A 12,727-nucleotide genomic window follows, 5' to 3' on the forward strand; every position below is an offset into this window, starting at 1 on the left:
TGACTTGCTAGTCCGGGTGGGAAGGACTCTGGCTCAGAGCGCCGAGGGACCATCCTGAAACCTCGGTGAGGCGGCCGCGCCAAGCCGCTACGCCGAGCTGTCTGCCGCCCTCATGCACGACGGCGTCGAGCAAATGTATGTATCCAGTGCGGGCGATTTTGGTCGAAAGGTCAGCCTTGTCGGTTCCGTCCGCCAACTGGCGGTAGTGCTCGACTTCGAGGCTCCAGATTGCGGCGAGATCGCCTTTCGACCAGGTCTCGTTTGCAGCGTCGAAGTACGCCGCGCCCGAGACCAGAGTTCCCGAAACGACTACACCGGAGACTGTCAGGGTGATGCCGACTTTGGCCTCACTGTTGAGGTTGAAGATGGCCACGATTCGTGTCAGGAGTTGGTCGCGGTCCTCGCGAAGCGGTGCCGGGGGTGCAGTGGTGGTTTCGGTGTCGTCCGTCATGGGTGTGGCTCCTCGGGGTGGAAGGTGTCCGCTCGGCCCGGACGCTACCCCGCGGGTCCGACACGGCATGGCCGCGTGAAGGGCCGTGCCCACACTTTGCCCACACTTGCCCACTATTGGGGGTAATCGTCGGGTATCGAGGTAGACGGGAATCCACTGCTCAGGGCAGGTCCGCGACTCTGAGCAGCGGGGCGTGGGAGAGTTCAAATCCCTCCGCTTCCGCCAAATGTTCGTTGTTCAAACCCGGTCCACCCGCAAGGGTGGGCCGGTTTTGTTTGCCCCGGTCGAAGCTCAGTAGCGTCGCAAGCTCGCTTGCCTCAACGGCTTTCACCAGTGTCAGTGCTGCTCGGTTCGACAGTCCGTCTGTTCCCGTCTGTTCAAGTTCGAGCACTTGGTTCTGGACGACGCGTGGCACTCGGCTCTTCCGCTTGTCGAAGAAGACGGTGGACAGGTGCGCCACGAGGTGCGCGAACGGCTCGTGGATCTCACCGTCGCTGACGCTGCCATCGTCGTTGATGTAGAGCTTGTTGAAGAACCCCTGGTTGAGCATCCGGCGAATGGGAGGCTTTGTCTCGGCGTACACCCGGTGGCAGGTCATGATCGCTTCGACCGCTTGATCGAGCAGGATCTTCACCTGGGCTCGTGACTCGGTACCCTCGGTAAGGTCTCGTTCGGCGATGTTCAAGGCTCGCGTCAGCCGATCCATCTCGCTCTTGAGCATGTCGAGTGGTACTGCCCCGGCGTAGTGCGCTTCGAGTAGTTTGGCGCGCTCACGTTCGAGCTGAGCTTTGTTTCTCGTCGCTGCCGCCATAGCGTCGGCAGCCTCGCGCGTGGCCGTGTCGAGTTCGTCGAGGACAATCGCGCGAATCTTCTCGGCAGTCGAGCCCTTGATCTGCATGTGTTTGTAGAAGTCTTCGATGCCCGCTTCGATTGCGGGCAGTTTGACGAATCCGCGTGGGCACGGATTTTTCTTGTTTTTTCGGCCCATGCAGAAGAAGTACTCGTACAAGTTTCCGCTCTTGCCGCGATTCTTGGAGTAGACCATCCGTGTCCCGCAGTGGCTGCACCAGATCGTCCCGCGGAGGTACGAATTGTGTGTCCGATCCTTTTCACCTGCGGTGTTATGAGCATGCATGACGTCCTGGACTTGTAGCCAGGTATCCATATCGACGAGCGCTTCGTGTGTTCCCTGGTGATAGACGCCTTTGTAGGCCACGATGCCGACGTAATACGGGTTGATCAACAGGCGATGAAGCGAGCTGATCGATACTGGACGGCTCGGCACTTTCGGGGTCGCGCGGGTGCGCAGTCCTCGGTCTTCGAGAGCATCTGCCAGATTGGCGAGACTGTATTCGCCCTTCGCATATTCGGTGAATGCCCAGCGCACATGGCTGGCACGTTCAGGATCGAGTTCGACCCAGCGAATATCGGCGCTGCCTTCGAGGCGGCGCTTATTGAGGTAGCCGATCGGTGCACGGCCAGGGGTGCCTCCCGCTGCGAGCTTCGACTTCAGCCCCTTGATCACTTCCGTCGCGAGGTTGTTCGAGTAGTAGCTCGCCATGCCGCGCTGAATCTGGAGATTCAGTTTCCCTTGCGGGGTGTCGTCGATGTACTCACTGACCGATACCAGCGCTGCCCTGGTCGCCTCCAAGCCGGAATCGACGTAGTAGTCGGCTTTAGGGCTTCGGCTGAGCCTGTCGAGCTTGTGGACGATGACGTGCGTGACACCGAGATCGTTGATTTCAGCGAACATTCGTTGAAATTCGGGTCGATTGACGGTCGTCGCGGATCGACCGAGTTCGGCATACTCGGCGACGACGGTGAGGTTCAGCTCCTCGGCCTTTCGGCGGCAGGCGTCGCGTTGGAACGGAATCGAGTAGCCTTCCGCGCCGCCACCGACGCGTGCCTGCTCCTCGGTACTGACGCGGACGTAGATGACGGCTCGGCCACGTGCTTGACGCTCGGTGCGGACTGCAGGCGCGACGATCTGCGCTTCCTGGGTCGGGGCGTTCCCGGCGCGGAGTTCTTCGAGGATCGACTTCCGAGCACCGGCGTATCGACTGGCGCTGCGATTGCGCCGGACCGTTTCTGGTGGTGCCGCGTCGGCGTCGTCGGCAGATCCGAATGGTGAGTTGGGTGTGCTGCGGCGGCTCATGCGGCTACTCCTGGAAGTGCAGTACTGGGCGGATCTGGGAGGAAGTGACCCGGCAGGGTATCGGGTGCGGGCGCTACTGGGAAGGTGTCGGCGTAGTCCAGAACGGACGGTTCGTCGAGATCAGTCGGAAGCCCAAGTGCGGTCATCCGGCGGCGCATGGCGTTGACGGAGATGTGGAAGGCCATGGCGAGCGATTCGGGTGTTCGCAGACCGTCACCCCACAGGTGGTAGACGGCGTGCCGGCTCATCAACAGGTTCGTGGCGAAGTGATCGCAGACGGCTTCGATCTCTGGCGGCGTCAGCCGTTTGTACACAGTGGTGTGTGCGGCACCGTTGTCGATGATGTGCTTGAGTTCGTGCGCCAGGGTGAAGCGCTGTCGTGAGGTGGTCTCGCTGGGATTGAGCCAGATGACCCACCTACCCTGCTCGTAGCGCGAGACGCCAGATGGGCACTCGGTGATCGACGTGCCTGGGCATGGTCGACGCAGGATCGTCATTCGCGTCAGGCTGGTGATGTCCGCTTCGCGGATCGCCCGGTGTTCGGCTTCCCACGTTCGAGCCAAGCGACTGGCTTGGCGTTCGGCGACTCGAAGCGCTTGCTGGTAGCTGATCGTGAAGCGCGGCATCATGTCTCGCAGCCGTTTCAGCGATGGTGTCGATAGTTTCTTGTCCATTCCCCTCCCTTCGTTTCGTATTTCTCCGCGATGACTTCGTCTGCTCTACGGCGTGTGGTCGTCGGCATTCTCGGTGCGCATGGTGTCGACGATGGCTTCTACTTCGGCAATCTGCGCGGGCGTCAGGTCCTGGTACTTGCTGCGGAAGTACGTTGGCAAGCTCGGCAATGGCCGCCGGACGGTCAGCCAGTGCGCCTCGTAGAAGCGTTCGACGTCGACATCGAGGGCGTCGGCGAGAACGCGCATCCGCTCTTCGGTGATGTCGGCGACCGATCCGTCCTCGATGCGGCGGATGTTGGAGCGATCGAACCCGCACTTGGCGGCCAACGCGTACTGACTCAACCCCGCTTCGGTGCGGAGCTGTTCGAGCAGAAGTGCCAGTGGTGTGCGGGTTGGTGATCGATCTTTCATGGTGATGGTTTCCTTCTCATCATTTTCTCAGGTTCCCGATTTCGGGGCAAGAGCAGACCCGTTGTGGAATGGTCAACGCGCAGTGGTTATCTGGTGAAGATGTGGAAGCCGGCCTCGCCGTCGATCACGTCCCATTCCGTGCGGAGCGCCGTCTCCAGGTCGCTGTAGTCGATAGACAGGTACGGCCCGAGTCCCGTTCGCTGGCCGAACTTCTCGATTTCGTCCTGCCAGCCCATGTCATCCACGAACTGATCGACGAAGGCAATCAGCGTCGGGTAGGTCCCTCGGTAGCAGTCCTCGAAGCTGTCGAGGCTGGCGTCTTCGGTGCCGACCAGGTCAACGAACGCGGCATAGGCCTCGCCGTGCTCCTGAATCCCTTCGGCGATGGCGTGAACGGTCTCGATCCGGTCGTACTCGCCGACCCGGAACTGGTAGAAGCCTTCGTAGTCGTGGATGGCGTACTCCTCCGCGCCCGGATCCTGCGAGGCGGCGAGCATGGCGGTGATCTTCTCGTGGATCTCGTCGACCGGCAGTCGAGCGTCGATCCACCTCCCGTGGAGTTCGCCGTTGTTGTAGTCGCTCAGTGACGCCACGTAGATCAGCGGCGCGGTGCGAGGCGTCGACTCGACCTCATGCGGCTCCGGTTGTTCGTGTTGATTGGTGTTCGGTGTGATGTTGTGTTCCATGGTTGGACTCCTCTATTCAGTTATGTTGTTGTGCTGCGCTATTCGTTCCCTTGCCTGCTCGGCGTAGTCGGGGTTCAGTTCGATCCCGAGCCAGTTCCGGCGGTGCTTCTGGGCAGCCAGTGCGGTGGTACCGGAGCCCATGAAGGGATCGAGCACGATGCCAGGACGCCACGGCGAACCGGGACACGCACAGGCAGGCTGAAGCGCCCCGGTGCGCAGAAGACGACCACCCACCTGCTCCTGCTCGCGCCGCCACGCAAATCCGCATGTGGTGCAGACTCTTTCTGGACAGCCCGCGAGGATGGCGCGTTCAGGCAGTGCCAGTGGGTACGTTGCGAAGTGGGCACCCTTGTAGCCAGCGGTCGGAATCGTCCAGACATCTCCTGGCGACTTGCCGAGTGGGTGTGCACTCAGCCCGCGGCGCTTCATGGCGTCGAGCCCCAGATTGCGATCGACCCCGCCGCCGACCGGGACGGCAGAGACCGGCGGATAGCCAACCGCCGTCTTGCGGTGTGCCCGCATGCGTTTGTCGACGGGTGCCACGCGGACCGCATCGAGGTCGAAGTAGTACGTGGGGGAGCGGACCAAGAGCAGGACGGTCTCGTACGTCGTGCTGAGTCGATCCGTCACCGACGAGGGCATCGGATTCGGCTTGGCCCACACCACGACGTTTCTCACCAGCCAGTTATCGTCGGCCAGGGCTAGCGCGAGTCGCTGGGGTCCGAGCAGCAACGACTTTCGCGCTGCACCCTCGCGTGGATGTGCTGAGTAGCTGTCGCCGACGTTGAGCCACAGGGAGCCGGTGGGCGTCAGAACACGGTGCAGCTCCTGCGCAACCAGACGAAGGTTCTTGACCCAGTCGTCAACCGACTGCTCTGCCCCGAGCTGGTCGGGATGGCCGTAGTCACGCAGACCCACGTAGGGCGGCGAGGTAACGATGCAATCGACGCTGGCATCGGCGAATCGGTCCAGGACGTGGCGGACGTCGCCGACGACGATCGTGTTGGGTTTCATGAGGTGGCACCTCCTTTCGAGGATGTGGTTGGTAGAAGGTCACTGGATGGCAGTAGCGCACTGAGCGCGTCGGCCTCGGTGGTGACGGTGAAGAGCTGCTGTTCCGCCTGGTTCAGGCGGGAGATGGTTCGGCGGATCCCATGGGCGCGGTGCTCGCTCGGAACAATCCAGACCACCTTGGGGAAGACGCCCGCGCTGGCCTGCTCGGTCCCAGATCGCCAGTACGCCGCGTAGGCCTGACACTTCGCGCGAATCGTCGTCAAGCTCTCGGTGGCCCTGTCGATTTCGACGAAGAACGCGTCCTCGTAGTCGGTGTCGGCAACACGGACGTACGCATCCGGTCTAAGCACGCTGACGCCGCCGTGTGGCGCGGGGTAGCGTCGCCAGCACGTCGGCTCGGGATCGAAGCTCAACAACTCATGCCGACGTTCCGGCCCGGTGGCTTCATGCAGCCTGACGTAGGTCTCGGTGATCGCCAGGACGTGAGCGACGAACCGCTCGCCAGGTTCGCCCCGTGGACGGCGCGGTTCCGTGCCGTCGAGACGTGCCAGCGCACCGGATCCCCTGCCCTGCAAGCTGTAGACGAATCCCTGCGAACCGCCGTGCAGTCCGCCGACGCGTCGATCGAGGCGACCGATCAGACCCACGTCGGTGAGTCGCTTCAGCACGGAGCGGCATCGTCGATCCCGGGTGATCGGCGATCCTTCGGTGAAGTGCAGGCGGCGAAGGTGGTCTCCTGTCGCCAGCCGAAAGCCTTGCAGTTTCCGCAGAATTGCGAGATCCCGATCCGACAGTGGCGACGATCGACCCCGCCGTGCGGCCGATGATGCGCTCATGGGCGCTCCCCGTGAAGAGCGTGGAGATTCGCCGCCACTTTTGACAGAAAAGCGCAGGCCAACAACGGGATTGACTCGATGCGACCGGTAAGGCGACCGGTAGGCCACTGTGCGGGGTGCGGATACATCATTGCTGTCCCCGCTTCATGCGCCCGATGCCCGCATCCGGTTCCGGTGACTGCCATTTGGCGAGCAGTTCGGCATCGACCGCCTCGCCGGATTGGCCGAACTGCTGCCGACTCTGCGCACGAACGGTCGCTGCAGCCACACGTCGGCCGGGCAAGCGGTGCGTCCGAAAGTGGGCTGCACCCGTCTGGGTATGGACGGCGGCAACGGCTTCGTACTGGCCAAGCCGCAGCAAATCCTGAGGTGCGACATTCGGGCTGCCGATCCACGCCGAGAGCGCCTTGGCGTCCTCGATGCTCGGCGTGAACGAGATCTTGCTGCGGGCATTCGCGGCGACCGCCGCGCGAAGATTCGGTGTCAGCTGCGCCAGGTTCTGGTTCGCCAGCGTCAGCCCAGCCACCCCGGCTCCGCGAATCGTGGCCAGGACATCCGCGAAGTCGAGACCTCCGGTGAACAGTTGCCACTCGTCGACGATGATCGAGGCGAGCCGCCGATCCTGTTCGGCGATGCGGCTGCGTCGTTGTAGCGCACTCCATAACTGCCCCAACAACAGCGAACCCGCAATGGCTGCGGCTTCGGCACCGACGACGCCGCGGTTGAGCGAGACCAACACGATGCTGCCGGAATTCAGCGCGTCGTCCCAACTCCAGCCAGGATTCGACTGCCCCAGGAGCCGGCGAATGCTGCTGCGCGACGTGAAGCCCCGCAGTTTGTTGAGAATCGGCGCAACGACCTGACTGCGCTCGGCGTCGCTGAGGTTGTCGAACCACGCCAGCCACGGCCCGAGGACAAGCGGATCACTCACCTGCGCCGCCACGCGTCGGCGGAACGAGGCGTTGGTCAGAAGCGCGGGGACATCGATCAGGGTGCCTCCATGCATCCGGGCCGCGATCAAGACGGCATGGAGCAAGACGTCAGTGCTGCGGGGCCCGAGCGCGGTGCCGTGTATCGAGTGAAACAACCCGACGATGTCATCGGCGCGCCGTTCGGCATCGGCGGGATCACCGGCCAGCACGTTGCTGCCGACGGGATGGTCCGTCTCACCGGCGTCGATGGCGATGACCCGGCGGCGTGCGGCCGGATCGAGACGTTCCATGATGGCGTCGCAGAGATCTCCCTTGGGCTCGATAACCACGACCCCACGCCCAGCCGCGATGTCGGCCAGCGCCACCGACGCCAGCAGATTCGACTTCCCGCTGCCCGTCGGGCCGATGACGAGCAGTCCCGTCGGAATCGCGGCCGTCGGGAACATGACAGGAGCATCCCGCGACGCTGGATGGAGACTGCTGCCGAGCAGCCGGCCATCCGTTGGTGATTTCGGCGGCGATGGGTCGCCGATCGGCAGGGCGCGGTCGGTTCCGTCGATGGGCAGCGCCAGCATCACAGCAAGCTCGGTGGCGCTCAGGATGCCGCCCCACGTGTTCGACTGCGTGGCGGTGAGCGCTTGAGCGCCGTACTTGGTGCCCTTGCCGACGTGCAGGTGTCCTTCGGCGCTGTCGGCAAGCTGGATAGCGCGGCGCAGTCCACCGAGCGCAACGGCTTCGGCCGTTGTCCCGATACGACCCCGCACCGCGAACAGTGGTTCGCTGGCCTTCTTGCGCCACTGCGACGAATCGAGCGCTGATGGGGTGCGTCGCTGCGTGAGGCCGAGCTGTTCGGCGATGCTGAACTCACCGGGCTTGACCACTCGCTGCTGAGCGGGGCCGATGATCCACTGCAGCACGGACGCATGCTTCTTCGACGTGTGGGACAACGCGGCTCCCACTGCGCGACTTACGTCGACGGCGGTGTCTGTGCGCAGCGAGGCGGCGGCACTACGGAGCGAGATATCGGCCGCGAACCGAATAGCGGGTCGTTCGGGGCCGTCGAGCTGCCGAACGACCAGGCCGGGAACGGTATCGGCCTGCTGGCGTGCGAAGCTCGCTGCCAGCGGTACGTCGAGGCCCATGAGGAATCGGGTCGTGCCGCCGAGCTGCCACTGTTCGAGCACGACGATCGGTGTCCGTCGCAGGATTCCGACGCGTGGTCGCGATGCCAGGGGGCGAACGAAGCTCGCCACGTTCTCGATGGTCATCCCGCGAGGCGGAAAGAGCTCCCACCATTGCAGCTCACGCATGGTCGTTCTCCTCGGTATCGGGCATCGGCATCGTTGACGGTGTGCTGGGTGGTTCCTGTGCTCGCTCGTCCTTGATCTGTTGCCGGGCAATGGCGATGCACGCCCGGGCGATCTTGCGGAGCGCGGCACTGCTCTCGTCGCGGCGGACGGCGTGAATGCGGACAGCTTCGTGTTCGTTGGACGGGTCTGTACTCATTGGCTTCTCCTCTCGAATTAAGTTGGTGGAGAGCGCATCCAGCCCGAACCCGCCTAATTTTGGGTGCACGAAAGACACCTCCTGACGACGAAGACGCGCGGAGGAGCTGTTCGGTGACGCTTGGGTGGTGCCCTACCCGCGTGAGAGCGGCGTTCGGGCTGGATGCGGTGATGACGATGCTGGACTGGCCGGAACGGTGCCGTCGTGGCAGACGATCGTGCTCGCTGCGAGTGGAGCGCGATTCGTCTTGGCGGCGAATCCTTCAGTGGCTCAGTCGACACGGGTCATGACGTGACCCGCTCGTCTCATGAATCACTATGCGGGGCAACGCATGACCCGTCAAGAGGTGTTGTTTATTGCGCAATATCGATCGGCAGGACGCGATCTCTAGAGCGCAGTGAACGCCTTGATGACGAGGAATCCGACGAGCGCGGCGACGACGATGAACATGAGGACCGGCTTGACCTTGTTCAACGTCACCTCCGCCGCCATTGCGACGACCCACAGGAACGCCAGGCCGACGAGGATCCACAACACGAGGTCATCGAGATCGGATGCGGCACTATCGAACGACTGCGCGACCACCGCGACCGACGTGAGGCTCATCGGTTCCATTCCCTGCCCCGTGCCGCGTCCTCTCGGGCGACGCAGAGCATCTCGCGAAGGGCATGCTCCGACACGGCGAAGAGCTGCCGTTCAGCGTCCGCTTCGAGGCGCCGGACACGGAGTCGTTCTTCGCGGACGGTCGCCGCAAGGTTCCGGCGGTTCTGCACAAGTGCCGTCACCAGCCACACCAGGTCGGCAACTAGGAAGACGACCAACGCAAGGACGACGATCAGCGCCAGGGTCATGGAGCTGCCCTCCGTACCCGACGAGCGGAATCGACCAAGATTTCCGCAGTCTGCACAGCGGCGAGATCGGCGATCGCCGCCAGCCTGCCGGACGCATGCGGTGCCATCTGGGCCAACGTGTTCTCCGTCTGGCTGAGCTGCGCCGTCGAGATGAGTGCGGACGTACCGATGTTGTTGAGTGCGCGGATCTGCTCCTGCTGTATCTCCACCGCGGCGTCAATCCTCGCGAGATCCCGCGTGGTGGCCTCATCGATACGAATCAGCTCGCGGACGGTGTGACGCCGTTCGCGGCTACCACCGGACCTGCTGGGGGCGGCGTCGATGAAGCGCCGTTCAAGATCGGTCATTGGTCGATCTGCCTCTCATTCAAACCCAGGCGGTGTCCGCCTGAGCAGTGGATTTGACAGATCTGACGCTAAGGCACTGGTCAGGGGTTGAAAAGCATGAGCGTGATAGCACTTGGGCGTGATAGCACTTGGACACTCAAGTGTCGGTACCTTGACTGTCGTGAGCGACGATTCCTATCCAGAGAACCTCATGCCGATCGTGGCGGAGCTAGAGGTTCGTTATCGGCGGTTCTCCGAGCTGCGGGAGGAGGTGCTGCTCGACTACGGCTACAACACCGCTCGGGCCTACTGGTCCGACCTCGATGATGTGTGTATCTGGGCGATGGGGCGTGACAAAGATGTTCTAGCTCTCTCGGTGAAAGAGATTCGGCAGTACGTCGCGCTTCTGCGGCGACGGAAATACAGCGAGAACACTATTCGGCGACGGGTTACCAGTCTGCGAAAGCTGTATGGACTGCTAGTGGACAAAGGGGCCTTGCCGTTTAATTCCGCTAACGAGATTTCGATAGGAAGAAGTCGCTAACCTCTAGAACCCCAGTGTTAATTTTAGAAATCGGTAGACCTCGTGGGTATCGAGCTGCGTGTGAAATCCGCACTCGTCAGGAAAATTTCTTTAGCTTGAACTATCGTCGCTGGCGGAAAGCGCGGCTCTTGATTTTCAAAGCTCAACTAATTTTAGTATTTATGCCAGGGATGAAAGCCGCGGCCGCGGCGAGCGCTAAATACAACGTAATCATTATTTTTGTCGGAAGAGCAAGCCAGCTGCGATCGGAGTAGAGATTCTGAGGGTCAGTAACCTGATCGAGAATGACGTATGAAAGTAGGGGTACTAAGACGATGAGGCTAATCGCTATGTAGAATGATACTGAATTCGCGTTAGCAAGTAACAGGACGCTTGATGATGCAGCGGCTATACTTACGGGAATCTGGGCACGGTCGATGTCTAAAGCCAATCTTGAAACAAACCATTCGGGAGGATAGTCGGGAGCGAAGTACTCGCCGTCATTTGATACTGCAACAATATTGTCAAGATCTACTTTGAAACTTCGTGTAACCGCCCACGAAAGCAAATTCCCTACCAAGATGATGGCAGTGGACACCAAGTATGGCATCGCGCCCAGGATGTCGACATTCATAGCTACAGGAATCGCCTACCAGCCAAATCGGCGTTGGTTACTAAAAGAACGTTGCAGCTGAAAGCCAAACTGAGCTCGCACATGGATCGTTACTGCGCCAGATGTTGTTTTCTTTGGCGACAGCCTGCCCTCTATTTCCTTCGGGATCTGATCTGATGCGCAGATCACGGAGCTTGTCCACTTTCTATCGACTGGATCGTATTTTCCGCTCGTCATGGATGCGTAACGCTCTGGAGGAGACGTTGCGAGAGTGCTTTCAATAGTGAGCTCGATGGCGTGTGGGTACGTCTCCGCGACAGCGCTGATTCGATGAGCAATTCTCGGCGGATCGTTGGATTCGCTATCGTTGACGTTGGTGACCCGGCTGCGAACCCGCAGCCCCCGGAGTTGCTGAAACCGGATTTCGTCCGCCGCAGGTGGATCGAGAGGTGGAAGCATTTAAACTCCAAACTCAATTTATAAATGTCGGTTGAGTTGACTCAGAACTTCTGATGCGCTTTCGCTAAGGTCCTTGCTTGCAGATCTGGTGAAAAACTTATCCAGAATCAATGAGCGAAACTCGTAGGCTTCAACCGTTGCCGGTTCGCGCGGGTACGTGAGACCAATTTCAGCGTGCTCGACATTGTGCTCGGCAAGTCTCGCGGCGGGTAAGTTCCACATTATCTGCATTCCGAATATTGATACTGTAATAATAGCTGGGTCGGCTTTGTTTTGTTCTAGATAATCAAGTACGTCGTTCAGTGAGCCGGTCGAACTTCCTTTGGTTTCTGACTTTTCGGAAAGTTCAATATACGTTTCGGCTTTGCCGATCTCGATCAGCGACTTTGCGGCTATGTCTCGAAGCTCAGACAAGCATTCGTCCGCTGGCATATCTGATGACCAAAAGACCGATTTTCGGTCTTTCTCGAAATCAGTCTGAACATATTCGCCCTCACCGAGCGCTATAAGCTCGCCGAGACTTCCGCCAAGCTGCCTCTGCTCATGTAGCGTCGTCACACCGGTAGCTCCTCTACGATACGTGAAGCGGCCAGGGGGGATGCTGTCAAACAACGGGGAGATAGTGACGAGGTGAGCGACTTTCCTGACGTTTCCCCAGTCGGATGAACGGCGAGAGGGACTGACAACGCATGTTCGGCCAATTTTGCCCAGTCCGAGTGTGCGCAGCGCCGCGACGACGGATTTCTTCTGTCCGATTTTGGATTTACTCTGTGTGACAAGTATTGATCCGCCGTGACTGCGTACTCTAAGCTTGAACTGGTTGGACGAGTGTTGTTCAAGCCGAACCGACCCGGGTGCGAGACCTGATTCGCCCGATTCAAGAAACTCTCTTGCTTGATCGCCTTCTTTACTGCTTGGTCTTGACGCCACCAATTTGTCTCCTGGATCGTGGGCGGTGATACGCGTGAGAAATCTACGGTTTCGGAGTCGAAGGACAGAAAGCTCTCAGCATTGTCAGACCCGGCACCAGCGAGAATTGGCGAACAGAGTAGTCGGGTTGTGTTATACTTCATGTACTGTCTCCAATTGTATTCGTGTGTAAACGTTATGTAAACCCTTTCCTGAACGAACGGTCCTGCGTAGCGGTCTTCCACGGTACAACCGTGTCTGAGTTGGCGCTCCGCATGTCGAAATCTTCTCGGATCAAGTACCGGCGTGTTGGGAAGACACGCCGGTACGGCTACATCCTTGTCATTTGTATGAATGATAATGACCCGAGCACGTGACGGG

14 protein-coding genes and 1 pseudogene are annotated in these 12,727 nt (G+C 60.7%); 1 reads left to right on the forward strand and 14 read right to left on the reverse strand.

All coding sequences use genetic code 11. The features are described 5' to 3' along the window. Positions 1–7: 7 nt before the first annotated feature. The 12 genes from BH93_RS02375 to BH93_RS02430 all read right to left on the reverse strand — a co-directional run bounded on the left by BH93_RS02375 (position 8) and on the right by BH93_RS02430 (position 9,863). Positions 8–451, reverse strand: coding sequence for a hypothetical protein (locus BH93_RS02375; protein WP_037174746.1), 444 nt, complete (start codon positions 449–451; stop codon positions 8–10). Between the two features lie 160 nt (positions 452–611). Continuing rightward, positions 612–2,606, reverse strand: a complete 1,995-nt coding sequence (locus BH93_RS02380) for a recombinase family protein (protein WP_052065230.1) — start codon at positions 2,604–2,606, stop codon at positions 612–614. Then, positions 2,603–3,280, reverse strand: a complete 678-nt coding sequence (locus tag BH93_RS02385; protein WP_052065229.1) for an ImmA/IrrE family metallo-endopeptidase — start codon at positions 3,278–3,280, stop codon at positions 2,603–2,605. The genes BH93_RS02380 and BH93_RS02385 overlap by 4 nt, the downstream gene beginning before the upstream one ends. 45 nt (positions 3,281–3,325) lie before the next feature. Further along, the gene (locus tag BH93_RS02390) at positions 3,326–3,691 is read right to left on the reverse strand and encodes a helix-turn-helix domain-containing protein (RefSeq protein ID WP_037174745.1); all 366 of its coding nucleotides are present in this window, start codon (positions 3,689–3,691) and stop codon (positions 3,326–3,328) included. Between the two features lie 86 nt (positions 3,692–3,777). After that, a complete protein-coding gene (locus BH93_RS02395) occupies positions 3,778–4,377 on the reverse strand; it encodes an antirestriction protein ArdA (RefSeq protein ID WP_052065228.1) in 600 nt (199 codons plus the stop codon). Between the two features lie 12 nt (positions 4,378–4,389). After that, positions 4,390–5,391, reverse strand: a complete 1,002-nt coding sequence (locus BH93_RS02400; RefSeq protein ID WP_037174744.1) for a DNA-methyltransferase — start codon at positions 5,389–5,391, stop codon at positions 4,390–4,392. Next, on the reverse strand, positions 5,388–6,227 hold the full coding sequence (locus BH93_RS02405) for a replication-relaxation family protein (RefSeq protein ID WP_037174743.1): 840 nt from the start codon (positions 6,225–6,227) through the stop codon (positions 5,388–5,390). Before BH93_RS02405 ends, BH93_RS02400 begins: the two co-directional genes overlap by 4 nt. Positions 6,228–6,354: 127 nt before the next feature. Then, positions 6,355–8,469 carry a type IV secretory system conjugative DNA transfer family protein gene (locus BH93_RS02410; RefSeq protein ID WP_037174741.1) on the reverse strand — a complete coding sequence of 705 codons (2,115 nt, stop codon included), beginning with the start codon at positions 8,467–8,469 and terminating at the stop codon, positions 6,355–6,357. After that, on the reverse strand, positions 8,462–8,665 hold the full coding sequence (locus BH93_RS02415; protein WP_037174739.1) for a hypothetical protein: 204 nt from the start codon (positions 8,663–8,665) through the stop codon (positions 8,462–8,464). The genes BH93_RS02410 and BH93_RS02415 overlap by 8 nt, the downstream gene beginning before the upstream one ends. Before the next feature lie 387 nt (positions 8,666–9,052). After that, positions 9,053–9,271, reverse strand: a complete 219-nt coding sequence (locus tag BH93_RS02420) for a hypothetical protein (protein WP_155291012.1) — start codon at positions 9,269–9,271, stop codon at positions 9,053–9,055. After that, positions 9,268–9,516, reverse strand: a complete 249-nt coding sequence (locus BH93_RS02425) for a hypothetical protein (protein WP_037174736.1) — start codon at positions 9,514–9,516, stop codon at positions 9,268–9,270. Before BH93_RS02425 ends, BH93_RS02420 begins: the two co-directional genes overlap by 4 nt. Then, positions 9,513–9,863: a hypothetical protein gene (locus tag BH93_RS02430; RefSeq protein ID WP_037174735.1), complete on the reverse strand. Its 351-nt coding sequence runs from the start codon at positions 9,861–9,863 to the stop codon at positions 9,513–9,515. The genes BH93_RS02425 and BH93_RS02430 overlap by 4 nt, the downstream gene beginning before the upstream one ends. Before the next feature lie 160 nt (positions 9,864–10,023). Between BH93_RS02430 and BH93_RS02435 the strand changes: the two genes are divergently transcribed. Then, complete coding sequence (locus tag BH93_RS02435) at positions 10,024–10,386, forward strand: site-specific integrase (protein ID WP_037174734.1); 363 nt, start codon at positions 10,024–10,026, stop codon at positions 10,384–10,386. 1,069 nt (positions 10,387–11,455) lie between these two features. On the opposite strand, the gene BH93_RS27865 is transcribed toward BH93_RS02435, so the two are convergent. Together BH93_RS27865 and BH93_RS28265 are read right to left on the reverse strand one after the other, a co-directional pair. Next, positions 11,456–11,995, reverse strand: coding sequence for a hypothetical protein (locus BH93_RS27865; RefSeq protein WP_037174731.1), 540 nt, complete (start codon positions 11,993–11,995; stop codon positions 11,456–11,458). Between the two features lie 126 nt (positions 11,996–12,121). Further along, positions 12,122–12,367, reverse strand: a pseudogene (locus BH93_RS28265) (uL30 family ribosomal protein); the annotation flags it as partial. Between the last annotated feature and the right edge of the window lie 360 nt (positions 12,368–12,727).

Origin of the sequence: Rhodococcoides fascians A25f (assembly GCF_000760935.2) — a bacterium.
Classification (GTDB): Bacteria; Actinomycetota; Actinomycetes; order Mycobacteriales; family Mycobacteriaceae; genus Rhodococcoides.

Bases quoted from the DNA above. Each gene is read 5' to 3' on its own strand.
- BH93_RS02375 (WP_037174746.1), bottom strand. From the start codon at position 451: ATGACGGACGACACCGAAACCACCACTGCACCCCCGGCACCGCTTCGC.
- BH93_RS02380 (WP_052065230.1), bottom strand. From the start codon at position 2,606: ATGAGCCGCCGCAGCACACCCAACTCACCATTCGGATCTGCCGACGAC.
- BH93_RS02385 (WP_052065229.1), bottom strand. From the start codon at position 3,280: ATGGACAAGAAACTATCGACACCATCGCTGAAACGGCTGCGAGACATG.
- BH93_RS02390 (WP_037174745.1), bottom strand. From the start codon at position 3,691: ATGAAAGATCGATCACCAACCCGCACACCACTGGCACTTCTGCTCGAA.
- BH93_RS02395 (WP_052065228.1), bottom strand. From the start codon at position 4,377: ATGGAACACAACATCACACCGAACACCAATCAACACGAACAACCGGAG.
- BH93_RS02400 (WP_037174744.1), bottom strand. From the start codon at position 5,391: ATGAAACCCAACACGATCGTCGTCGGCGACGTCCGCCACGTCCTGGAC.
- BH93_RS02405 (WP_037174743.1), bottom strand. From the start codon at position 6,227: ATGAGCGCATCATCGGCCGCACGGCGGGGTCGATCGTCGCCACTGTCG.
- BH93_RS02410 (WP_037174741.1), bottom strand. From the start codon at position 8,469: ATGCGTGAGCTGCAATGGTGGGAGCTCTTTCCGCCTCGCGGGATGACC.
- BH93_RS02415 (WP_037174739.1), bottom strand. From the start codon at position 8,665: ATGAGTACAGACCCGTCCAACGAACACGAAGCTGTCCGCATTCACGCC.
- BH93_RS02420 (WP_155291012.1), bottom strand. From the start codon at position 9,271: ATGAGCCTCACGTCGGTCGCGGTGGTCGCGCAGTCGTTCGATAGTGCC.
- BH93_RS02425 (WP_037174736.1), bottom strand. From the start codon at position 9,516: ATGACCCTGGCGCTGATCGTCGTCCTTGCGTTGGTCGTCTTCCTAGTT.
- BH93_RS02430 (WP_037174735.1), bottom strand. From the start codon at position 9,863: ATGACCGATCTTGAACGGCGCTTCATCGACGCCGCCCCCAGCAGGTCC.